General features: G+C 56.6%; 18 protein-coding genes. 11 read left to right on the top strand and 7 right to left on the bottom strand.

Annotated elements, in window-relative coordinates; all coding sequences use genetic code 11:
• Positions 1-31 precede the first annotated feature (31 nt).
• From fdhF to fdhD, 3 genes are read left to right on the top strand one after another with little or no spacing between them, the layout of a single operon-like run.
• Positions 32-2890, top strand: a complete 2859-nt coding sequence (gene fdhF / locus FOM92_RS06280; protein WP_143775907.1) for a formate dehydrogenase subunit alpha — start codon at positions 32-34, stop codon at positions 2888-2890.
• The gene (locus tag FOM92_RS06285; RefSeq protein ID WP_246087167.1) at positions 2887-3099 is read left to right on the top strand and encodes a formate dehydrogenase subunit delta; all 213 of its coding nucleotides are present in this window, start codon (positions 2887-2889) and stop codon (positions 3097-3099) included. Before fdhF ends, FOM92_RS06285 begins: the two co-directional genes overlap by 4 nt.
• Positions 3086-3889, top strand: a complete 804-nt coding sequence (fdhD, locus tag FOM92_RS06290) for a formate dehydrogenase accessory sulfurtransferase FdhD (RefSeq protein ID WP_143775908.1) — start codon at positions 3086-3088, stop codon at positions 3887-3889. The genes FOM92_RS06285 and fdhD overlap by 14 nt, the downstream gene beginning before the upstream one ends.
• Here fdhD and FOM92_RS06295 read toward each other — a convergent pair.
• Positions 3837-4736: a LysR family transcriptional regulator gene (locus FOM92_RS06295; protein WP_143775909.1), complete on the bottom strand. Its 900-nt coding sequence runs from the start codon at positions 4734-4736 to the stop codon at positions 3837-3839. The two genes, fdhD and FOM92_RS06295, sit on opposite strands and share 53 nt — an antisense overlap.
• Before the next feature lie 191 nt (positions 4737-4927).
• On the opposite strand from FOM92_RS06295, the gene FOM92_RS06300 reads away from it, so the two are divergent.
• From FOM92_RS06300 to FOM92_RS06335, 8 genes are read left to right on the top strand one after another with little or no spacing between them, the layout of a single operon-like run.
• Entirely contained in the window at positions 4928-6139 is a 1212-nt protein-coding gene (locus FOM92_RS06300) for an aromatic ring-hydroxylating oxygenase subunit alpha (protein WP_143775910.1), read from the top strand.
• Positions 6132-7385: a cystathionine gamma-synthase family protein gene (locus FOM92_RS06305; RefSeq protein ID WP_170226800.1), complete on the top strand. Its 1254-nt coding sequence runs from the start codon at positions 6132-6134 to the stop codon at positions 7383-7385. The genes FOM92_RS06300 and FOM92_RS06305 overlap by 8 nt, the downstream gene beginning before the upstream one ends.
• On the top strand, positions 7385-8848 hold the full coding sequence (locus FOM92_RS06310; protein WP_143775912.1) for an FAD-dependent oxidoreductase: 1464 nt from the start codon (positions 7385-7387) through the stop codon (positions 8846-8848). The genes FOM92_RS06305 and FOM92_RS06310 overlap by 1 nt, the downstream gene beginning before the upstream one ends.
• Positions 8845-9981: an NAD(P)/FAD-dependent oxidoreductase gene (locus FOM92_RS06315; protein WP_143775913.1), complete on the top strand. Its 1137-nt coding sequence runs from the start codon at positions 8845-8847 to the stop codon at positions 9979-9981. The genes FOM92_RS06310 and FOM92_RS06315 overlap by 4 nt, the downstream gene beginning before the upstream one ends.
• Entirely contained in the window at positions 9978-11234 is a 1257-nt protein-coding gene (locus FOM92_RS06320; protein WP_143775914.1) for a sarcosine oxidase subunit beta family protein, read from the top strand. The genes FOM92_RS06315 and FOM92_RS06320 overlap by 4 nt, the downstream gene beginning before the upstream one ends.
• Complete coding sequence (locus tag FOM92_RS06325) at positions 11234-11497, top strand: sarcosine oxidase subunit delta (protein ID WP_143775915.1); 264 nt, start codon at positions 11234-11236, stop codon at positions 11495-11497. Before FOM92_RS06320 ends, FOM92_RS06325 begins: the two co-directional genes overlap by 1 nt.
• Positions 11494-14262, top strand: a complete 2769-nt coding sequence (locus tag FOM92_RS06330) for a 2Fe-2S iron-sulfur cluster-binding protein (protein ID WP_143775916.1) — start codon at positions 11494-11496, stop codon at positions 14260-14262. The genes FOM92_RS06325 and FOM92_RS06330 overlap by 4 nt, the downstream gene beginning before the upstream one ends.
• The gene (locus tag FOM92_RS06335) at positions 14255-14743 is read left to right on the top strand and encodes an aminomethyltransferase family protein (RefSeq protein WP_170226801.1); all 489 of its coding nucleotides are present in this window, start codon (positions 14255-14257) and stop codon (positions 14741-14743) included. Before FOM92_RS06330 ends, FOM92_RS06335 begins: the two co-directional genes overlap by 8 nt.
• A 3-nt stretch (positions 14744-14746) precedes the next feature.
• On the opposite strand, the gene FOM92_RS06340 is transcribed toward FOM92_RS06335, so the two are convergent.
• The 6 genes from FOM92_RS06340 to FOM92_RS06365 all read right to left on the bottom strand — a co-directional run bounded on the left by FOM92_RS06340 (position 14747) and on the right by FOM92_RS06365 (position 23051).
• Positions 14747-16051 carry an alpha/beta hydrolase family protein gene (locus FOM92_RS06340; protein ID WP_143775918.1) on the bottom strand — a complete coding sequence of 435 codons (1305 nt, stop codon included), beginning with the start codon at positions 16049-16051 and terminating at the stop codon, positions 14747-14749.
• Positions 16048-17037, bottom strand: coding sequence for a LysR family transcriptional regulator (locus tag FOM92_RS06345; protein WP_246087169.1), 990 nt, complete (start codon positions 17035-17037; stop codon positions 16048-16050). The genes FOM92_RS06340 and FOM92_RS06345 overlap by 4 nt, the downstream gene beginning before the upstream one ends.
• A 115-nt stretch (positions 17038-17152) precedes the next feature.
• A complete protein-coding gene (locus FOM92_RS06350; protein WP_143775920.1) occupies positions 17153-18430 on the bottom strand; it encodes an MFS transporter in 1278 nt (425 codons plus the stop codon).
• A gap of 10 nt (positions 18431-18440) precedes the next feature.
• Entirely contained in the window at positions 18441-19805 is a 1365-nt protein-coding gene (locus FOM92_RS06355) for an FAD-dependent oxidoreductase (RefSeq protein ID WP_143775921.1), read from the bottom strand.
• On the bottom strand, positions 19802-21460 hold the full coding sequence (gene betA, locus FOM92_RS06360; protein WP_143775922.1) for a choline dehydrogenase: 1659 nt from the start codon (positions 21458-21460) through the stop codon (positions 19802-19804). The genes FOM92_RS06355 and betA overlap by 4 nt, the downstream gene beginning before the upstream one ends.
• Positions 21453-23051, bottom strand: coding sequence for a BCCT family transporter (locus FOM92_RS06365; RefSeq protein WP_211347353.1), 1599 nt, complete (start codon positions 23049-23051; stop codon positions 21453-21455). The genes betA and FOM92_RS06365 overlap by 8 nt, the downstream gene beginning before the upstream one ends.
• Positions 23052-23075: the final 24 nt, after the last annotated feature.

Raw genomic sequence — 23075 nt, forward strand, 5'->3', positions numbered from 1 at the left:
TGAATTCCACGTTTTCGTGTAAGGTGACTATATGACCTATCAGCCGCAAAAAGATTTCGGCACACCGGCTAGCGGGGCGAACGAACTGGTAACGTGCACCATTGATGGTCGGCAGGTCACCGTTCCGGCAGGCACAAGCGTGATGCGCGCGGCAGCGGAACAGGGCACTTCAATCCCCAAGCTTTGCGCCACCGATAGTTTGAAGAGCTTCGGTTCTTGCCGCCTGTGTCTTGTGGAAATTGATGGCCGTCGGGGTACGCCCGCAAGTTGCACCACGCCTGTCGAACCGGGGATGGTTGTTCGCACACAAACGCCGCATCTGCAAAAATTGCGTAAAGGCGTGATGGAACTCTATATTTCGGACCATCCGCTCGACTGTCTGACATGCGCCGCAAATGGCGATTGTGAGTTGCAGGATCAGGCAGGCGCGGTTGGTCTGCGTGATGTGCGTTATGACGTGCAAAGCACCCATTTGGGTCAGGAAAAAGACCATTCGAATCCCTATTTCGACTTCGACCCCAGCAAGTGCATTGCTTGTTCGCGTTGTATTCGCGCTTGCGACGAGGTTCAGGGAACGCTTGCCCTAACCATGGAGGGTCGGGGATGGGATTCTAAAATATCGGCGGGGCTTGCATCCGATGATTTTCTAGGATCCGAATGTGTATCTTGCGGCGCCTGTGTGCAAGCATGCCCGACCGCAACTCTTGTCGAGAAAAAAGTTGTCGAGATAGGTACGCCCGAACGCAGCTTCGTTACCACATGCGCCTATTGCGGTGTGGGGTGCACCTTCCGTGCCGAAATGCGCGGTGAACAACTGGTCCGCATGGTGCCATACAAGGACGGCAAGGCCAACCGGGGACATAGCTGCGTCAAAGGACGTTTTGCGTGGGGCTATGCCCAGCATCAGGATCGCATTCTGAAGCCGATGATCCGCAAATCCATCAACGATCCATGGCGTGAAGTGGAATGGGACGAGGCATTTGCCTACACCGCGTCAGAACTCAAGCGCATTGCGGACACTTATGGCCGACATGCCCTCGGCGGGATAACCTCCAGCCGGTGTACCAACGAAGAAACCTTCTTGGTGCAGAAACTTGTCCGTGCAGGCTTCGGGAACAACAATGTCGACACCTGCGCGCGCGTTTGTCATTCACCCACAGGTTACGGGTTGAAAACAACCTTCGGGACCAGCGCAGGTACTCAGGATTTCGACAGCGTCCAGGAATGCGATGTCATTCTGATAATCGGCGCCAACCCGACAGACGGCCATCCGGTTTTCGCAAGCCGTATGAAGCGGCGGCTGCGTGGTCAGGATGGACGGCCGCCTGCAAAACTGATCGTGATCGACCCCCGGCGAACCGATATCGTGCGCTCGCCCCATATCGAAGCAGAGCATCATCTGCCCCTACGCCCAGGAACCAATGTTGCAGTACTGACGGCAATGGCGCATGTCATTGTTAGCGAGAAGCTTATGGACGAAGCCTTCATCCGCGAACGCTGCGACTGGGATGAATTTAGCCACTGGGCCGAATTTGTGTCGCAGCCACGCAACAGCCCCGAAAGCTTGCAGCCGGTTACCCTGGTCGATCCTGAAGAGTTGCGTGCAGCAGCGCGCCTTTATGCCACCGGCGGTAATGCGGCGATTTATTACGGATTGGGTGTTACCGAACATTCGCAAGGCAGTTCGACGGTTATGGCGATTGCAAACCTCGCAATGGCGACCGGGAATATCGGACGCCGCGGTGTCGGGGTTAATCCCCTGCGCGGCCAGAACAATGTGCAAGGTGCCTGTGATATGGGCAGTTTTCCGCACGAATTATCCGGTTATCGGCATATCAGTGACGGCCCGACCCGGCAATTGTTCGAAAATGATTGGGGTGTTTCGCTTGACCCGGAACCCGGACTACGCATTCCTAATATGCTCGATGCCGCGGTAGATGGCGTATTCAAGGCGCTTTACGTACAAGGCGAAGACATTTTGCAGTCCGACCCCAATACCAAACATGTATCCGCAGGTCTGGCCGCAATGGAGTGCGTCATCGTGCATGACCTATTCCTCAACGAAACGGCTAACTACGCCCACATCTTTTTGCCCGGATCAACATTTTTGGAAAAGAACGGCACATTCACCAACGCAGAGCGGCGGATACAGCCCGTGCGCAAGGTCATGTCGCCGATCAACGGTCTTGAAGATTGGCAGGTAACGCAGCGCCTTGCGCAAGCTATGGGGCTGGACTGGAACTACCAACATCCATCCGAAATCATGGACGAAATTGCCCGGCTTACGCCAACATTTGCTGGTGTTTCCTTTGCGCGCCTCGATGAAGAAGGTTCGCTGCAATGGCCGGTCAACGATGCCGCACCAGATGGATCGCCCATCATGCATGTTGATGGATTTGTCAGGGGCAAAGGCAAATTTGTCGTGACCGATTATGTCCCGACCGATGAAAAGACCGGTCCGCGTTTTCCGCTTTTGCTTACAACCGGTCGCATCTTGTCACATTACAATGTCGGCGCGCAGACGCGGCGCACTGAAAATGTCGCATGGCACCCTGAAGATCTTCTCGAAATACATCCGGTCGATGCCGAAGATCGTGGCATCAAATCGGGCGATTGGGTCAAACTTGCGAGCCGCGCGGGCGAAACAACATTGCGCGCCACGGTCACGGACCGGGTTGCACCGGGAGTCGTTTACACCACCTTCCACCATGCAGTCACGCAGGCGAATGTGGTCACGACAGACTATAGCGACTGGGCCACGAACTGCCCCGAATATAAGGTGACGGCAGTCCAGATCAGCCCCTCCAACGGTCCCACAGACTGGCAAGAAGAGTATGAAGCTCTTTCCGAACGGGCCCGACGGATTGCAACCAAGGTTCCGGCGGAATGACCAGCCTTGAACGCCTTGTGTACATGCTCAACCAGATTGCGGCCAATCTGGCGACGGAAGACGACGCTGTGACCGCGACTGCCGAGCATGTCCGGCAATTCTGGGATCCGCGGATGAAGCAGATTATTAGTGAGAGCGACCGGCAAGGGCTTTCTCCCGTAGCATCAGCGGCTGTGCTGCGCCTGGCACAATCACATGCCTCGACCTGAGGACGGTGCAAGGACTCTGCACTTTGCCGTCATCAAACCCGATGGCAGCGCCTCCACTCAGCTTGAACGGGACACAATAATCGAGGCAGCGGTTGCGATCGAATATAACGGTATCGGCTATGCCGTCATGATGGCGACACCCATTGATCTCAAGGATTATGCTGTAGGTTTCAGCCTTTCCGAAGGTTTGATCGATAACCCTGACCAGATTTTGGCCGTTGATATTCATGAAGCCGAATTGGGCTGGATTGTCCGGATAGAGTTGCCCAATGCCAATGCCGAAAAAGTTATAGAGCGCGCTCGACAACGAGTTTCCGAAAGCAGTTGCGGACTCTGTGGCATGGATAATCTGCACGAGGTCATGCGCGCTCTTCCGCCGATCCGGAGCGCCATCGAGGTTTCAGATACCGCCATTTTCAAAGCCCTGTCGTCCCTGCGTGAGCACCAGACACTGAATAGATTAACGGGATCGGCGCACGCGGCGGCGTTTTGCGCGCCGGACGGGTCAATTCAGATGACACGCGAAGATGTTGGCAGGCACAATGCGCTCGACAAGCTGATCGGTGCACTCGCTGTGGCAGGGATAGCGCCGGCATCGGGATTCATTCTGTTGACCGCACGTTGCAGCCTTGAACTGGTGCAAAAGGCGATAGTTGCCCAATGTCCGATGCTGGTGACAATTTCGGCGGCGACTGACCTAGCCATTCGTGTCGCGAAAGAGAACGGTTTAAGGTTGGTCAGCCTTGCGCGTCCAGACGCGGCTCTGGTCGCAATGCCCCAAACCGGCTGATAAGCCAGCTCCGGATCATCGATATGGCGGGATCAGCCAAATCATCGGCGTGCAGTTTCAGATAATAGCCATAACCGTCTTCGATGATCGCTTCATACGGCATCACAAGCCGTCCGTCGGCAATTTCCTGTGCAAACATGTCTACGTCACCCAAGAACACGCCATTGGCGGTCATCGCATATTGGGCCGCGGCGATAGTGGTATCGAAGGCTAGGCCGCCCTGTGTCGACACGGCAAGCCCACATTGCCGCAAATAGGCCAGCCAAAGAAGGTCGCGTGGTTCGCCATCCAGTTTAAGATGCAACAATTCCTGACTGCCGAGAAATTGCTCCAGCGATTTTCCTTCACTTGCTTTAGCTGTTTCTGCTGAGCAAAGCGGAGCCACGCGGACCATCCAAAGCAAGTCGGTCACACGGTCATCGACATTGGGCCGGTCATAGGCGATGGCCATATCGAAATCGGTGGGTGGAAGTCCGGTGACATGTGCGCTCGATACATCAAGGCGGATATCCGGATGCTCAGCCCGAAAATCGCGCAGCATCGGAAGAAACAATTGCTGCAACAGGGACGGCGGCACATGCAATCGCAACGAACGTCCGGTCATTTCATCATCACGGATTGAATTCATCGTTTGCTCAAGTCGGTCCAGACATTTGCTCACTACAGGCAAAAGCTCTTCACCTGCGGCAGTTAGCGTCAGCCGCGACGCATCACGAATAAATAACTGTTTTCCAAGTAATTCTTCAAGGCCACCGACATGTCGGCTCATCGCACTTTGCGATACGGAAAGGGCGGACGCGCCACCGGTAAAACTCAAATTCTGTCCCACGGCCTCGAACGCGCGCAAAGCGTTGAGTGGTAACCAGCGGCGATTGATTGTGCTACGATTGGAAATGATCCTGGCCTTTCAACGTAACGGGACAAAATTGAACAAATGGTGCCCTACATTTTGACATAGGGCTATGCGAAAATGCGATTTTATTACACCGCTCAACTGGACCATTCCAGCATTGGAGAGAATTGAGCAAGGGTCAAATCATGGATTTGAAGCGGATAGAGTCGCTGTTCGGGCAGCGTCGCGAAGGGCATACTTTGCCGCAGGGTTTATACACGGAACAGAATAGTTTCGATTTCGACATGATCGCAATCTATGGCCAGAGCTGGTTGATGGTAGGCTTGGAATGCGAACTGCCTAAAACTGGTAGCTATATTTCCATGATGGTCGGGCGATGGCCGGTGCTCATTACGCGTGACCGAAATGGAGAAATCCGTGCATTTCATAACAGTTGCCGTCATCGCGGATCGATGATCTGTTCACCGGGGAGCGGCACTTCACCCAAACTCGTATGCCCCTACCACCGCTGGACTTATGATCTGGATGGATCGCTTTTTGCCGCAGGGCGCATGCCGGATGATTTTGACAAAAGTGCGCATGGCCTGAAGCCTGTTGCGATCGAATGTATATCGGGGACGATCTTTATCTGCCTTTCCGATACGCCGCCCCCGATCGATGATTTCCGGGAGAAGCTGGAACTCTATGCCGCGCCGCATCAGTTGAAAAACGCAAAACTCGCATTCGAGAGCGTATTGGTGGAAAATGCCAACTGGAAACTGGTGATGGAAAATGGCCGCGAATGCTATCATTGCAGCACCGGCCATCCCGAGCTCTCCAAGACCTTCCCGGTCGGCATGTCGAAGCATTTTGACAGCGGTCAGGACCCGCGTGTGATCGCCTTTGAGCAGGCGATGGATGCGCATGGCTTGCCCCAGACTCCGGTCGAAGGCCATTGGTGGCAGGTGGCGCGCTTTGCCCTGAACGAAGGCTGCGTTTCGATTTCGGGCGATGGGCAGCACCTGTCCAAAAAACTAATGTGTGAAGCAAATGGCGGCGACATTGGTTCCATGCGGTGGGCCGTCGATCCCCATTGCTTTGTCCATTGCACAGCTGATCATGTTTTCATGTTCAGCGCCATGCCTGTCGGGCCAGAAGAAACGCATGTAACCGGCAAATGGTATGTCCACAAAGACGCTGTGGAAGGGGTCGACTATGATGTCGAAAAGCTTTCCGCCCTTTGGACCGTGACCAATTTGGAAGACAAGCAACTTGCGGAGAACAACCAAATTGGCGTTCTGAGTCCCGGCTACACACCTGGACCTTATTCGCAGGAAGCCGAAATGCTCGCGCAACGATTTACCGACTGGTATTGCGACAAGGGGCGCGCATATATTGCGGCGCATGCCAATGGATAAACCAAAGGGGATGCGCCCCGAAACGCTTGCTGTTGCCTATGGCTATGAAGCGCAAATGGGGATGGGATCCGTAAAGCCACCTATCTTCATGACTTCGACTTTTGTGTATCCTTCGGCACAGCACGCCAAGGATGTGCACGAAGCCTATTTCGATGGCACTGGGCCGCTCGTCGGGCAGACCAACCACATCTATTCGCGTCTTGGCCACCCCGGCCTGGACTTTCTGGAAAAGCGACTTGCCGCAATTGACGGTGCGGAAGAAGCCGTCGCCTATTGCAGTGGCATGGCCGCCCATTCCAGCATTGCGCTGGCTCATGTCCGCACAGGCGATAGTGTACTGCACGGCCGTCCGATCTATGGCGGCGTCGATATGCTGTACAACAGCATCATGCCTCAATTCGGATCGCATGCGACAGCTTATCTGGACGGTACGGATGAAAGCGATGTGCGCAACGCGGCACAGGCGGCAATGGCGAAAGGCCCATTGAAACTGATCATTGCAGAAACGCCTGCCAATCCGACGGCCGCTATGGTTGATCTGGATCTGATGGTCCGGATGGCAGACGAAGTAGCTGGTGTTCAGGGCCATCGCCCATTGGTTGTCGTTGACAACACCCTGCTCGGTCCATTTGCCCAACGTCCCATCGAACATGGTGTCGACCTGTGCATGACCTCACTCACCAAATATTGCGGCGGGCATAGTGACTTGCTGGCGGGTGGTGTAAGCGGCCGGAAAGACCTTATCGATCAGTTGCGGATGCAACGCACAACCTGGGGCAATCATCTGGATCCCTACACATCCTGGCTGGTCCTCCGATCGTTGGAGTCTGTTGCCGTCCGTACCGAACGTGCCATGTCCAACGCCCGATCGGTCGCCGAATTCTTGCGCGAACATGCCAAGGTCGCCGGAGTTACCTATCTCGGCTTTCTCGAAGAGGGCAGTAGGCCACGCGAAGTATATGACCGCCAGTGCAAGGCAGCGGGATCGACATTCTCTTTCCATCTTCATGGAGGAGAAGCAGAGGCGTTTCGTATGCTCGACAATCTAAAATTGTTGAAGGTTGCAGTCAGTCTCGGTGGTTCGGAAACGTTGATCTGCCATTCGGCAAGTACAACCCATTATGCTGTACCGCCCGAACAGAGGCGGGCCGGCGGAATAACCGACGGGACAATGCGATTGTCGGTCGGGCTCGAGCATGTGGATGATCTGATCGCCGATTTGGCGCAGGCACTGGAGGCGGTGTAATGGAATTGAATTTTACCGGAACAGATCTCTGCGCCATCAATGGCACGCGCAGCGCGCCAGAGGCGCATTATGAACTGGTTGTCGTTGGTGCGGGGCCTAGTGGCGTTGCCGCCGCCATCGACGCGGCAAAGGCAGGCACCAAGGTACTTCTGGTCGATGAAAATCCCGTATCCGGCGCGCTAATGGGTAATGACGTCCCGCTCTACTTCGGCGGACGGATGACGGCAGCGACCCAAAATAGCGAACGTATGCTGGAAGCTATTTTCATGAGCATGCCCGAACTCGAAACGGCGATGGAGGCCGGGGTCGAACTTCTGCTGGGGACAACCGCATGGGGTGTTTACCGCAACGGCCCGGGGGTCGCCAGCCTGCCAGAACAAGTAGTCGGCCTTGCCGATAATGAACGATCCTGGCTCGTGGGTTTCGACCATATCACGCTCGCGACCGGAGCACGGGATCTTTCATTCGCCTTTCCCGGCTGGAATCAGCCGGGCGTCATGGGTGCTGCGGCTTTGCAGATGTTGCTGACGAGATATGACGCCTTTGCGGGACGCCGTATTTTGATACTGGGATCGCATGATCTTGCCATCGAAACCGCGCTACTGGCGCATTCGCGCGGTGTCGAAGTAGCAGGTCTGGTCGAAGTTCGCGGAGAGCCGCAGGCATCTCCTGCCCTGCAAGCAAAACTTGCCGAGACGGATATCGCACTACATCGCGGCACCGCCATCACGTCGGCCAAGGGCGGTATTGATGGCGTTGAATCCGCGATGCTATCCAACGGCGAAGAGGTGGTGTGCGATACCATATGTGTGGCGATAGGGCTGGTGCCTTCCATTGAGCTGGTCGACGCCATGCATAGCGGGCGTATGCTGGATCCCAACCGCGGGGGCTATATTCCCGCCGGCGAAGCAACAGTTTCTGCTGTCGGTGACTGTGCCGGTCTTGCCGCCACCGGATTTGATCACATCGCCTATCGTATGGAGTGGATGCAGGCCCTAACCGCCAACAGCACCGACGATACCATTATTTGCCAGTGCGAAGAAGTTACGCGCGCAGACCTGATCGGTGTGCAGCCACCCAATTATCTGGCCCGCCCTGCCCCCATGTGCGCCCGGTCGCTCGAAACCCTGCTGCAGGATGGCCCTGCCAATCCCGACCAGATCAAGCGCCTTACCCGCGCCGGTATGGGCGTGTGCCAGGGTCGTCGCTGCAGAGATCAGGTCGCGATGTTGCTCGCGCTCGAAGCTGGAAAGCCCTTTGGTACAATTCCTCTAGCAACGCACCGCGCACCCGTTCGCCCGTTGCCCATGAAAATCATGGCCGACTGGAACGAGCCCGAAGCCATGTCGGCAGCGTGGGACGTCTGGTTCGGTATACCGACCCAATGGGTACCGGTTGAAGATATCGGCACGCAATATGAAGGGGAGCATCGCCAGATGCTTTATACGGGGATGTACGAATGAGCGGGTCGGACGTAGTTATCGTTGGTGGTGGCGTCACGGGTTTAAGCGCAGGCTGGTGGCTGGCTCGCTCGGGCGTCAAGGTCACTGTCCTCGACAAATTCATTGTCGGTTGGGAAGCGTCGGGCCGCAACGGCGGCGGAGCATCGCATTATCAAAGTCCGCTTTTCGATGAAGAGCAACGTCTTTGGCCGCAGATGGATGAACTGCTCGGCTACCCGACCGAGCATCAGAAAGAGCGGATCATCATCGCGATGACGGAACGGCAGTGGGAGCAATATCGCTTCGTTGCCGAACGCCACCACCGCCTAGGCCATCCGGTCGAGGTGCTGGACGTCAAGCAGGTACAAGAAGCGGTACCGTTGGCGGGCGATAATTGTTTTGGCGGTGTCCATTATAAATTCGGCGGGCATGCGAACCCGCAACGCAGCGTTCAGGCCTATGCCTGGGCGTTGCAGGACCTCGGCGGAAAGATTGTCCAGCATAGTCCGGTTACCGGCTTTGAAACTGCGGGCGGGAAAGTAACCGCGGTCAAAACCGCGACAACAACCTACGGCTGCGATGCGGTGGTAGTAGCTGCTGGCCCGCAAATCCCGCAATTGATGGCGCAACTGGGCATAGACGTGCCGCTTGCCCCTGCCCGTGCGGAAATGATTATCACCGAACCTGCACCCATGATGCCCATCGGCGGTGTGGACGGGCATAAACTTTATGGCCGTCAGACGATGCGTGGCAATCTTGCTTATGGTGGCGGTCCGCACGAATGGATCGATGTTGATGCAACAGGCCCCAAGGCCCGGCCATCGACGCCGTTGATGCGCAATCTTGCCAGCCGTCTGGCTGAGCTGTTGCCAAAGGCTGCGCATCTGAACATCATTCGTAGCTGGGCCGGAGTCATTGAAAACTCACCCGATGGGCGTCCGATTATCGACCGCCTTACCAGTCCTGACAATGTCGTTGTTGCATCCATGTCGGGCGTCGGATTTGGCCTGTCGCCGGCATCGGGCCACGCCATACGCGACCTCGTAATTGACGGAGCCTGCTCCTTTGCGAACATCGACATGCTGAAGCTGTCGCGTTTCGACAATCTGGAATCCGATTGGCGCCAAAAGCGCGGGTGGATGCCGATTCCATGAATCGCTATTCGGCTTTCGGATTATTGCGGGGTGCTTTGAACGGGCAGAAGCATTGGCAACCTGCATGGCGCGATCCGGAGCCGAAGGCGCATTATGACATAATCATCATCGGTGGTGGCGGACATGGTCTGGCGACTGCTTACTATCTCGCCAAGGTCCACGGCTTGCGCAACATTGCTGTGCTGGAAAAAGGCTGGATCGGCGGCGGAAACACTGGACGTAACACCACGATCGTCCGGTCAAACTACCGTTTGAAACCCTTGCACGACTTTTTCGAGTTCGGCCTGAAATTGTGGCACCACCTGAGCGACGAGTTGAACTACAACGTCATGTTCAGCCCGCGAGGCGCGATGTTTCTCGGCCATAGCGATGCCGATATGGTCAAGCTGGCCGAGCGTGGGGACGCCATGCGCTGTGATGGAATTGATGCCGATCTGATGACACGGGACGAGGTCGCAAAGCTTGAACCGTTGCTCGACATGTCCCGCAGCGCCCGATTTCCTATTGAAGGCGGATTGATTCAGCGGCGCGGCGGAACGGCGCGGCACGATGCAGTTGCATGGGGATATGCGCGCGGGGCCGACTCCTTCGGAGTGGACATCATCCAGAAATGCGAGGTCACCGGGTTTGTCCGTAACGGTAATGCGGTCGTCGGCGTAGAAACTACACGCGGACGCATCGGCGCAGGCCGGGTGGGGATTTGCGTCGCCGGACACAGTGGCCATGTCGCAGGGCTTGCCGGTCTGAAACTGCCCATTGAATCGCAAACATTGCAAGCCATGGTGACTGAGGGCGTCAAACCGATGATCAACAGCGTCATCATGTCCCAATCACTGCATTGCTATATCAGCCAGTCGGACAAGGGCGGCATAGTCTTTGGCGGCGATCCGGACAACTGGCCGAGTTACGCGCAACGTGGCCACCCGATGGTGATGGAAGGTGCCATTGCGCAAGGATTGGCGCTTGTCCCTTCCTTGTCCCGATTGCGGATGGTGCGCACATGGTCAGGCGTAACTGATATGAGCTTCGACGGATCCCCGATCATCGGGGAAACACCGGTCCGCAACCTCTATCTGAACGGTGGCTGGTGCTATGGCGGTTTCAAGGCAACGCCTGCATCGGGATGGACCTACGCGCACACACTTGCCACGGGATCCCCCCATCCACTGAACGCGCCATTCTCGCTTGAACGCTTCATGACAGGGGCGACAATCGATGAAACAGGGACCGGCCCGATGCCGAGCAGCCGCTAATGATGTTAATCCACTGCCCCCATTGCGGCCCGCGTGCACAGAGCGAATTTGTCTATGAGCGGACCGTTGATTCTGTTGCTCCGACGGATGCAACCACCGATCAGGCCATGCAGACGCTATTCACCCGAAATAACCCGCGGGGCGTTGATGACGAGATTTGGCGCCATAGCTTTGGGTGCCGCGCGTGGATGGTTATCACCCGCCACCGTGTCACAAACGAGATTTCGCACGTCCGCGCGGTCGGGCCGGAGACGCTGCCATGACCGGCCCTTCCCGTCCAAGCTCCGCAACAGACATCAACTTCACCTTCGACGGAAAGCGCTACAGCGCACGTAGGGGCGATACGCTCGCTGCCGCATTGCTGGCCAATGGGATTGGTCTGGTCGGACGGAGCTTTAAATATCATCGTCCCCGCGGCATCATGACCGCCGGTGTTGAAGAACCCAGTGCTCTCGTAACCGTGGGTGAAGGTGGGCGGACCGAACCGAACACACGCGCTACCGATGTTTTTGTCTATGACGGGCTGGTTGCAAACAGCCAAAATCGGTGGCCCAGCCTGTCACTTGACTTCGGCGCCATATTCGGACTTGCGGCCCCATTATTCTCGGCAGGCTTCTACTACAAAACCTTTTTTGGCTCGGCGAAGCGATGGATGTTTTATGAACATTTCATCCGCAAAGCGGCAGGTCTTGGCAATGCGCCGACGGAATCCGACCCGGATCGTTTCAGCCAGCGCGCCGCCTTCTGCGACGTCCTGGTCGTGGGTGCAGGTCCCTCCGGTCTTGCAGCAGCAGTGGATGCCGCTGAAGCTGGACAGCGCGTCATACTGGTTGAGCAGGACGAAATCCTCGGGGCTTCGCTTATCCGTGATCCGCAAGAACTGTATAGCGTATGGGTGCAAAATTGTGCAGAACGCATTCGCGCAGCAGGCGGCCGCATCTTAACGCGCACTACCGCGTCCGGATATTGGGAACATGATCTGGTAACATTGACCCAGAGACTAGCCGAGCCCGGGCAAGTACCACACAATGGTGTCGCGCAGCGGCTTTGGCATGTGCGCGCCGGTCAGGTCCTTTTGGCGACGGGCTCTATCGAGCGGCCTGTTGCCTTTCCTAACAATGACCGGCCCGGTGTGATGCTGTCTCAGGCGGTGCGGACTTATGTCCGGCGATACGGCGTCTGCCCCGGACAGCGGGTGGTTATCGCAACGAACAATGACGACGCCTATCTGACCGCCCATGCCTTACAGGAGGCTGGTGCGCAGATTGTTGCCATTCTCGAAGCCCGCCCTGCTCCGGCCGGTCAGGGACAAAACCTCCCCGTTTTCAACAACGCCCATCCACTGTCCACCAAGGGCGCACGCCATTGTTTGAAGAATGTTTCAGGCAGCGTGGACGGCGTAACAAAAAGCTGGGATGCCGATTTGCTTGCGGTTTCCGGAGGATTTACGCCCGTTGTCCATCTGCATTGCCAGGCCGGTGGGACGCTGGAATGGAATGATGCGGCACAAGCCTTTGTCCCCGCGCAGTCCCGACAGAATGTCAAAACCATCGGCGGCGCAGCGGCCCCTGCCCCTGTCTTTAATGCAACCCCCGTCGCTCCGGCAAAAAAGAGCTTTGTCGATTTCCAGAACGACGTAACGCTGGCCGATGTCGATCTTGCATGGGCCGAGGGATACCGGTCGGTCGAACATCTCAAACGATATACCACCTTGGGCATGGCCACCGATCAGGGCAAGACCAGCAATATGGGCGCGCTGGCACGTCTTGCAGAAAAGCAGGGCGTCGCGATACCCGAAGCCGGCCTGACGACTTTCCGCCCGCCCTACACGCCTGTTACCATGGGTCTCTTTGCAGGTGCCGGGGCGAAAGACGCGGGCGCTCATAAGCGTCGGCTGGCCCTTTACGACGTGCATGCCGCCAAAAACCCGATCTGGCAGCCGCTTGGCTATTGGTTCCGGCCACGTGCTTATCCGATGGCGGGCGAAACGCTGGCCGACGCTGCGATGCGCGAAGCCCGATCGGTACGCACAAGTGCTGGGTTAACCGACGTATCCACTTTGGCGAAATTCGAAGTCAGCGGACCCGACGCTGTGGCGCTGCTGGAAACCATATGTGCCACCACCGTCGGGAAACTGGCCGTGGGGCGTGGACGCTATACCTTCATGCTGCGCGAAGATGGCTTTGTTTTTGATGACGGTACCGTCTGGCGCATTGACGAAAACCGCTATCTGTTGACCAGTTCCACTGGTGGAGCAGACCGGATGGCGACACATTTGTCCTATGTGCGCAATTATCTCCATCCGTCCTGGCATGTTTCGGTCGTCAATGTACAGGAACACTATGCAGGCATCGCGATCGCAGGTCCAAAAGCCAAATCGGCGGTGGCGAAGCTAATTGGCGAAGAACCTCCCCGTCACATGTCAACCATATCCGCAAAGATTGCAGGCGTTTCGGTTCTGGTGCTCGCCGCGAGCTATAGCGGGGAACGTGCCTTTGAAATCTACGTTGATGCGCGAAACGCGGAACCGGTCTGGACGCATTGCGAAACAGCAGTGATCGCGGAAGGAGGATGCCTCTACGGTCTGGAGGCGATGGAGTTCTTGCGCATTGAAAAAGGCCATCTGGTTGTAGGAGGAGAAATCGACGGACGCACGACACCGCAGGATCTCGCGCTCGACAAGATGCTGAACAAGGCGGGCGGATTTATCGGCGCATCCGGTCTCGGCCGTTCGGCTCTATCCGAGCCCGGTCGCCGACAGCTTGTAGGGCTTGAAGCGATTGAAGGTTCCATTCCCGAAGGTTCCATGCTGGTCACCGCAGATGGAAAATCTCCCGAAGGCCATGTGACGGCATCGGCATTTCGCATAATGGAAGGCGGGTCTATCGCTTTGGCACATTTGGCAGACGGATTTGATCGCCATGGAGAGGAGTTGATAGCCACTTCGCCAACCCGGGGACAAAGGGCACGTGTTCGCGTGATTGCGCCACATTTCTATGACAGCGCGGGGGAACGCTACCGTGACTGACGTAACCGTTTCGATCTTGCCGTCTGCGCCGCTGTGGGCGCTGGAGATATGGAGCAATCCCGACGCCGTTGCGGCGCGCTTTAAAGCAGCGACGGGCTTTGCCCTCCCCAAAATGGGATCATCGGATGGCAGTGAAGCCTTACGCCTGATCCGGTACGAACCAACTGTCTGGCTTGTGGAGGGCGATGCGTCAGCATTGCCGTCAATCCTAGCCAATGACGGTACTCAGACGGCAATTGGCGGCGGCATCGTGCGGATGTTACTCTCGGGCAAAGGCTGGCGGCGCTTGTTGATGGAAGGCGGCGTGTTCGATGCCGAAAGCCCGGCCTTTACCACCGGTTCAAGCGCGGCAACCATTATCGATCATGTCAACATCCGGCTGCATGTGCACAGCGACGACGCTTGCCTCGCCTATGTGCCGCTCAGCTACGCGCGAGGGATCCTCCATTTCTGGGAAGAGGCGGCAAAGGCTCTGGATTAAGAGCTATTTCGCTGGCGGTGCATGGCGCAATTCCATGCCACGCGCATGGCGCCGCTGGAATCCCTTCCACAATGTCGCCTCAGGTGAACCGGGACTATATGCCCCCCACGGAGTTCCTGCCAGCGCATTCCATTCGCCTGTGTCGGAATCGGAATCCTCAACAGTGAGATAGCTTTGTTTGTCGATATCCCCGCGAAGATGGACCGCCAAAAACGCGGTGATGAAATGCAGGTTGATGGCGTTAATGCGGTCCTGCCGCCATATCGGATCCTCGAACCAGTCCATATCCCATACCGAACCGCGCATTTCTTCGGGTACGGGATTAAGTGCGATGGAATGTCCAGCTTGCTTGTAGGTCAGCAGATAACGTTCTGCATTGATCGCCGCGCCGAAAACCGCAAGCGCACCGCTTTTATAATCCACAACCGGGTCCTGATCGCCCTGAATAAGCAATAGCGGGGCGGTAATTTCCTTCAGGCCTTCTGCGCCCCACGCACTTTTGGGCATTCCTCCTGCCGGTGCCAGTGCAACGATTGCTTTGACGCCGGGTACCTTCAGGCTTTCGGCACCTTTCGTCCCCCGCGCGACTTTCTTCAGCCATCCGCCTGCAACCAGAGACATGTTCGGACCGTCCGGATCCAGGCCCGCACCGCCAGAAGTCAGAACGCCATAACCCCCCTGTGAATAGCCAATGAGCGCTACTTTGGCGGGATCGATCTGATCCCCCAGATCCGTGCGGAGCCGCGCGGTTACAAATGCAATGTCGCGGGGCCGGTAAAAATTGGGCGCCGCCCGTGTGGTTGCCGAAGATGTATAGGGATTGGGGTCCTGATGATGGATTGCAGCAACGACATAACCCTTGGACGCCAGATTTTCTGACAACCATGTCATCACTGCCGGATTGTTGCTGTACCCGTGGCTGATTATAACCAGCGGGTGGCCGTGCCCTTGTGCCACGGCATTGGCAATGGCCATACCTTTTTGTGAAAAGGCGACCGGTTCGCGGGGTGGTTCACCCCATAATGAATCGCGATACACGACCGGTGTTGCGTCCGCTTTGGGTTCCTGCGCTGGGTACCAGAGCGATACGCGTAACGGACGATCCCGCATCACGACGGGTGCTTCGACGCCGACCGCATTTTCGACGTCAGGCTGTTCCTTGTGAATGAAGGTCAGCGTCCGGTAGCCGACATGTGAAGGGCCCATAAAGGCGAGCTCAGGTGCATCCACACCGGGTTTACTTGGGACTTGGGCTTGAACCGGTAGCGCGCATAAGACCAACGTCCAGCACAGCAGAGCACGGATCATGCAATCAACTCATGATCTTCGGCATTCATATTAGGCCAGCTTAGCTGATGCGCCATCCAGGGATATTGTTCGAACACCGGCGGAAAAGTCTTTTCCTGCAGGACCTGCTGACACAAGCTGGCCGTAAGACGCGGAATATCACCAAGCTCGTTGGTACGCGCGACAACCTGCACTGAGCGCGAAAAGCGTCCTCTCCGCATGGGTTCGGCGCGCAACTGCGGGAACAATTCCTGCACGGATGCAAAACAGACCGGCGTCGTGATAGTCCAGCCAAGGCCCGCCGCTACAAGCGCCATCTGCTGGTGCGAGGATTCGACCTCTACAATCTGCGGGAGCTTCAGTTTCATGCGGACAATCTGCCGCTCGATCTGTTGCCCTGTTCCTGTCAGACGCGAAAAGCGGATGAACGGAAGGTAGGACGGTACACCTACTATATCGAGCGGTTCGTTAAAGTCCTTCGGGAAAACCAGAATGAAGCTTTCTTCGAAGATCGGATGAAGCTCGACTGTATCCCGATGCTCCAGATTGAAACTGCCCGTCACCAGCATATCGATGTCGCGGGCCAGAAACTCCCCTTGGTGCTCCAGCGATATTCCGGACCGGATATTCCAACGGTCCGCCCGGGAGCCAAGCTGGCTTAAAATCGGGGCAGTAAGCTGATTTGCAAGGCTGAAGGACATCGCGACAGTCACGCTCGATATGGGCAGATTTGCCCCCTCGCGCACTTCGTCATAGGCCATGCGGGCATGGGCAATCAGCTTTTGCCCACGCGCAAAAAGCGACTTTCCACTCGCCGTCAAACCGAGTGGCCGCATAGTGCGATCAAATAGCGGAGCGCCAATGCCGGTTTCGAGTTTCGCAATGGTCTGCGATACGGCAGATTGCGTCACCTGAAGATGGTTGGCGCATTGCGACATCCCGCCAAGTTCGACGGTCATCACAAATACCTCTAACGCATGTAAATCAAATTCCTGCGGCAATTTCACGCGGCTGCCCTCCCAAGCGCGCTTGCCAGAAAGCTGGCTAGCATTACCTCGGCTAATGGCTAATCGACAGCGTTGGTAATAGTGTCATGCATTTTCGATATACGCCCATAATTTTTCAGTGGCGTTGCATGGATACATCACTTTGCAGGATTTCCCGCGCTTCTATGCCCTTCCCCGGCTGTCGCCGTTCCCGCATCAGAAGCAAAACTGTCGATATAAAGGCGACGAAGCTGAGCAACGCGAACATCAATAGCATCGCGTCATAGCCTTCGGGATTGTCGGGTCCGGCATCGAATAAATCGTTGAGATGCCCGGCCCCATAATTTGCGGCAGCAAGGCCAAGCGACTGGATCATGTTGATCAACCCGAAAGCGGTCCCCACCCGGTGTTTTTCCACAAGCATCGCCGTAGAAGGCCAGATGACCGCCGGAATGACCGAAAAACTAAGCCCCATCAAAATGGTCGTCACCCACAAACCATAATCGGTGGTCACCAATAGGACGAAGGTCAGCGGCATCAAGGCGGCGGCAAATGTCAAAAGACTTGCGCGCCGTCCGATCCGGTCAGCAAGCAGCCCAAACAGGGGCGTGGCAAAAATGGCGGCAGCGAAAACATAGGAATTGGCCGTCCCCGCATCAGCAAGGTTCATACCCTTCACATCCATGAAATACTGGATCGAAAATGTGGAGCGGAACGGGAAAAACACACTCGCGAAAAGGACATTGAGCCATAAAATATACCAGAAAGAACGACTGAATCCGGTCAGATCCTTTAACCGGAAACGTTCCGATTTCTGGCCGACCGCGCGAAGCTGAGGCAGTTTCCTGTCGATAAGATAATAAATAAAGGCGGTTAGGACACCGGTGGCCGTCAGCCCTGCCGCAAGCCATAGGGGCGCTTGCCAGCCTTGGGCATATACTTCTGCAAACCAGCTTGTCGACTTGTCCGCGCTATAGGATCCGACACGCGCCATCGAGAAAAACAGGGCAATAGCAAGCGCACCGCCGCCCAGATGGAACCATTGGGCGATCCCGACCAGCAAGGCGATATAAAGCGTCTCATTACCCAGTCCGAACAGCAGTCGTCCCACCAGCATCAAACCATAAGGTTCGCCCACAGCCGTCAAAGTCGCACCAATGGTACAGATGAATGATGCGATCAGAATCGCTTTGGCGGCACCGATGCGGTCGATCAAAATGCCGCCGATCAATGCCAGTGCGATATTTGGAAGATTGAACACAGCGTTGAGCAGGCCGATCTGGCTTTGCGTAAAGCCGCGTTCATCCCGCAACAGTCCGGCAACGGGCGCGATGGAGTCATAGGTGTAATAGCTACCCATGATCGTAAGTGCCGCAAGCGCCAGCATGAACCATTTTACATGATCGTCCCGCATGAACCCGCTCCTAGGCAATTCGCGCACCTTGTCGACGCAGTTCCTGTTGCAGCATGACAATATCGATTTCGCCAAACCCCCGGTCCGTTTTGACGCCGAGGGCAGCGGCAACGCCCGCACCCTGCCCCGCAACGGCGCAGCACATCATATTGCGGACAGCGGCATGGCTGATCTTGTCGCCGCCGATCGTTCGTCCTGTGACGATCAAATTGCGTACCTTTTTGGGTAGCATGGCGCGGTAGGGGACGTGGAAATAGCGGCCCGTCGTGGGCAATATCAGGTAGCCATAGCCGTCGATGAATTCCGGGAAGATGCCGATGCTGTCGCTGAACCGCGCTTCTCCCTGCACATCGGCGGCAGTCATATTATAGGCGGCATCGATTTTACGCGTATCGCGGATACCAAGCGTCATGCCGAAATTGCGGAGCTTTGCATCCTCGCACCCCGGCATGAATGCCTTCAATGCGTTTACGGCGTGCATAGCCTGTTTCCGCCCTTCCATTTCCCCGTGGGTCAGCGCGTCAGGATCTGTGCCGTCGAGATAAAGATGGCACATGTTCAGATAGGTCAAATCCCCCTGGTCCGACACAGTGCCCCATGTGCCTGCCATGGTCCTAACACTATCCGGGATCAGCCCGGCCTCCAGCGCTTTCTGAAAGGGCTTGCGCAGGAATGGCGAGAACATCGCGTCTTCTTTTCCGGATGTCGTAACTTCCCATTCACCTCCTGCGGCCCAGTCGCTATAGGTTTGCGGATCCGATTTGACCGCGTCGATAAAGCGCGCCTTATTGACGCCGCACATGGAGAACATGACGGACACCGACATCATCTCGTCAACCGGATGCTTATGGGTCGGTGCGCCAGCGCGATAGGCGATGTCGGCATCGCCGGTGGCATCTACCACGCGCTTTGCCAGAATAGCCTCGCGTCCCGCCTTGCTTTCGACGATAACGCCGCGGATCGTATCGCCATCCATGATAGGTGCCACAAACAGACGGTGCAACATCGGGATAACCCCGGCCTCTTGCACCAGTGTGTCCGCAACGAATTTAAATCCTTCCGCGTCCAGACTGTGGCTGATTGACTGCGGCTCGGGCATGGCCGCGCCCATTTGCTTGGCGCACTCTTCAAATTCGCGGCCAATGCCTTCGCTGTCGATGGTTTGCGGATGGCGATACCAGGCGAAGCCTTCGACGCCGACCTGCGTTATGTTGCCGCCAAAGCATCCATATCGTTCCAGCAATACCGTTTCCACGCCCGCCCGTGCCGAAGCCAGTGCCGCCGCAAGTCCTCCGGGACCGGAGCCAACGACCAAAACATCCGTTTCACGGATAACATCTATCTGGCGTGCAGGCTCATGGATGACCTGCTTCATCTCTGGGCCGTTTCCCAATTGTCGGCCACATAATAGGGTGCGTTTGACGGGGCGAGGAGTGGCTTGCCCAAGATATGATCCGCTCCCTTCTCGCCGATCATGATTGTCGGGGCATTCAGATTTCCTGTGGTGATCGACGGCATGACCGAACTGTCAACAATCCGCAATCCATCCACGCCGATGACCCGCAACTCGCTGTCGACGACAGCCATCGGATCGTCGGCTGCCCCGATTTTGCACGTCCCGCATGGGTGATAACCGCTTTCGATTTTTTCCCGGATGAAGGCATCGATTTGGTCATCTGTAACAATATCCGCGCCGGGCGCGATTTCTTCGCCGCGGAAGAGATCAAATGCCGGCTGGGCAAAAATCTCGCGCGTCAAACGGACGCCAGCGCGCATTTCGGTCCAGTCATCCGGGTGGCTCATATAGTTGAAGCGGATTACCGGTTTGTCCATTGCAACGGCAGATCGCAGCGTGATGCTTCCCCTGCTTTTGGAACGCATGGGGCTGACATGCGCCTGAAAACCATGCCCTTCGACCATCGACTTGCCATCATAGCGAACCGCAAGCGGGAAGAAATGATACTGGATGTCGGGATATTTTATACCCGCCCGGCTCCGAATAAATCCGCAGCTTTCAAAATGATTGGTCGCCCCGAGCCCTTTGCGCGTCAAAAGCCATTGGGCCCCTATCAGACCTTTGGCGAACCAGTTCATATAGGGATAAAGCGACACCGGCTGTTTACAGGCAACCTGAAAATAGAATTCCAGATGATCCTGCAGATTGGCACCGACGCCGGGGCGGTCGGCGACGATGTCGATGCCGTGACGACGCAGTTCCGCAGCAGGCCCAATTCCCGACAGCATCAGCAATTGGGGGGAGTTTATCGGACCGCCCGATAAAATGACTTCGCGACTGGCGCGGGCGACATGGGGTTGTCCTGCTCTCCGATAGCGTATGCCGACGGCCCTTTTTCCTTCCATCACGATCTCTTCGGCCATGGCGTGGGCGACAACGGCCAGATTGGGACGTTTCATGGCCGGCCGCAAATAGGCTTTAGCGGCGCTGCATCGTGCGCCGTCGCGCACAGTCATATCCATCCGGCCAAAGCCTTCCTGCTGCTCGCCATTTATATCGGATGTAATGGGGTAGCCAGCTTGGGCCGCCGCGTCGATCCACGCCTGATAAAGCGGATTACGCATCGGGCCGTAGCGGGTGTCGAGCGGCCCGTCGCTACCCCGATAGCTGTCGCCACCTTCGTCGCGTCGCTCCGCGCGCTTGAAATAGGGAAGAACATTGGCATAGCCCCAACCCTGCGCGCCCTGTTCCTGCCAAAGTTCAAAATCGAGCGGATTGCCACGCACATAGACGAGGCCGTTTATTGATGACGACCCACCAAGCCCTTTACCGCGCGGGGCATGCATCCGGCGTCCGTTCAGATGGGGTTCCGGTTCGCTTTCATATTGCCAGTTATACTTGCGCGTATTCATTGGGATGGAGAGCGCGCTAGGCATCTGGATAAAGACAGACCTGTCTGACCCGCCATATTCAAGCACCAGCACCCTGTTCTTGCCATCGGCGCTCAACCGGTCGGCCAGCACACACCCAGCCGAGCCAGCACCGACGATGATGTAGTCATAAAGTTCAGCCATCAGCGGTTTCGATTGCATCCTGATGCGCAGACGAACGGTGCAAGGCCAGCAAACCCTTCAATGTCCCGACACACATCAATAGCAGAACCCCGGCAAGCGGCAGGCCTGTGGCAATCGCACCGGCCTGCAACGATGTCAGACCGCCACTGAGCAGCAGGACGATACCTATTCCGCCAACGGCGAAGAGCCAGATCGTTTTCTGCCGCAAAGGCGTGTCGGTCCTGCCACCTGCGGTCATTGTATCGATCACCAGAGTTCCGGAATCCCATCCCGTAACAAAGAAAATAAGTATCAACGCAATCGCGACAACCGAAGTAAATTGCGCCCAGGGGAGCGACGCGAGCAGGACAAAAAGCTGCGTATCAATCGACGCTTTTGCCAGTTCGGCACCATTTCCTGCGACAATATGTGCAATGCTGGCATCGCCGAAGATAGTCAGCCAGATGATGCCCAGCATTGTCGGCGCAATCATGGCCCCGGCGATAAATTCACGAACGGTACGGCCGAGGGAAATTCGGGCCATGAACATGCCCACAAAGGGCGCCCAGCTTATCCACCACGCCCAATAATAGACCGACCAATCATTGTAGAAACCCGTATCCGTCCGGCCAACGGGGTTGGAAAGTGCCGGCAACAGACCAAGATAGGTAACGCTATTACGCCCGAGATCGGCCAGCAATTGAAGCGTAGAGCCGGTCGACAAGACAAAGACCAGCAAAGCAAAGGCGACCCACATGTTTACCTCGCTCAATATGCGTATCCCCCGGTCAATGCCGCCCCGCACAGATAAGAAGGTGATGGTAGCCATGACGCCAATCAGCATCAAAATAGTCGGTGATGAATTTGCGACGCCGTAGAGATAGCTTATTCCTGCCATCGCCTGTTGCGCGCCAAGCCCCAAGGATGTGGCCAGTCCGAAGATGGTGGCGAGCACCGCCAGTATCTCGATCACATCCCCGGCCCTGCCCCACACCGCCTTACCGAAAAGAGGGTAGAATGCCGACCGCATCGACAGAGGCATTTTATAGTCAAAGCAAAACACCGCCAGAGCCAGACCGGTGACGGTAAAGATCGCCCAAGGGTGAAGGCCCCAATCGAATATCGTCGCCGCCATCGCCAATCCCCGCGCAGCCTCCGGATCACCGATAGCACCACCCAGGGGCGCACCTGATCCTCCGGCCATGGATGTTGTGAAATGGGTGACGGGTTCCCCAACGCCGTAAAAGACAAGGCCGATCCCCATCCCTGCGCCGAACAGCATCGCAAACCAGGATAGCCGGGAATAATCAGGAGTCGCACCCTTGCCGCCCAACCGGATCGAGCCGAGCGGTGAAATCGCGACAATGACGCAGAAAAGCAAAAGCACATTGCCTGCGGACATGAAGAACCAGTCGAAACGCGCAACCGCCCCACTGCGCAAGGCAGAGAAGAAATCGGCGGAAGCCTGTGGCGCGACGATGCTGAAAAGAATGACTATCAAAGATATCAGGGCAGTGGGCACGAAAACGGCCGGATTGATGTGCATACCCAGCCAGTTACGGTTCGACTTTCCGTACGCGCCAAGATCAATCGCTTTATCCCAATCCGCCAATATATCCCCCCTAAAGCACGATAT

The organism is Sphingorhabdus contaminans (assembly GCF_007280415.1).
Classification (GTDB): Bacteria; Pseudomonadota; Alphaproteobacteria; order Sphingomonadales; family Sphingomonadaceae; genus Sphingorhabdus_B; species Sphingorhabdus_B contaminans.

What these genes read in the sequence shown, in the direction of transcription:
- fdhF (WP_143775907.1), top strand. Translation starts at nt 32, where the DNA reads ATGACCTATCAGCCGCAAAAAGATTTCGGCACACCGGCTAGCGGGGCG.
- FOM92_RS06285 (WP_246087167.1), top strand. Translation starts at nt 2,887, where the DNA reads ATGACCAGCCTTGAACGCCTTGTGTACATGCTCAACCAGATTGCGGCC.
- fdhD (WP_143775908.1), top strand. Translation starts at nt 3,086, where the DNA reads ATGCCTCGACCTGAGGACGGTGCAAGGACTCTGCACTTTGCCGTCATC.
- FOM92_RS06300 (WP_143775910.1), top strand. Translation starts at nt 4,928, where the DNA reads ATGGATTTGAAGCGGATAGAGTCGCTGTTCGGGCAGCGTCGCGAAGGG.
- FOM92_RS06305 (WP_170226800.1), top strand. Translation starts at nt 6,132, where the DNA reads ATGGATAAACCAAAGGGGATGCGCCCCGAAACGCTTGCTGTTGCCTAT.
- FOM92_RS06310 (WP_143775912.1), top strand. Translation starts at nt 7,385, where the DNA reads ATGGAATTGAATTTTACCGGAACAGATCTCTGCGCCATCAATGGCACG.
- FOM92_RS06315 (WP_143775913.1), top strand. Translation starts at nt 8,845, where the DNA reads ATGAGCGGGTCGGACGTAGTTATCGTTGGTGGTGGCGTCACGGGTTTA.
- FOM92_RS06320 (WP_143775914.1), top strand. Translation starts at nt 9,978, where the DNA reads ATGAATCGCTATTCGGCTTTCGGATTATTGCGGGGTGCTTTGAACGGG.
- FOM92_RS06325 (WP_143775915.1), top strand. Translation starts at nt 11,234, where the DNA reads ATGATGTTAATCCACTGCCCCCATTGCGGCCCGCGTGCACAGAGCGAA.
- FOM92_RS06330 (WP_143775916.1), top strand. Translation starts at nt 11,494, where the DNA reads ATGACCGGCCCTTCCCGTCCAAGCTCCGCAACAGACATCAACTTCACC.
- FOM92_RS06340 (WP_143775918.1), bottom strand. Translation starts at nt 16,051, where the DNA reads ATGATCCGTGCTCTGCTGTGCTGGACGTTGGTCTTATGCGCGCTACCG.
- FOM92_RS06350 (WP_143775920.1), bottom strand. Translation starts at nt 18,430, where the DNA reads ATGCGGGACGATCATGTAAAATGGTTCATGCTGGCGCTTGCGGCACTT.
- FOM92_RS06355 (WP_143775921.1), bottom strand. Translation starts at nt 19,805, where the DNA reads ATGAAGCAGGTCATCCATGAGCCTGCACGCCAGATAGATGTTATCCGT.
- betA (WP_143775922.1), bottom strand. Translation starts at nt 21,460, where the DNA reads ATGGCTGAACTTTATGACTACATCATCGTCGGTGCTGGCTCGGCTGGG.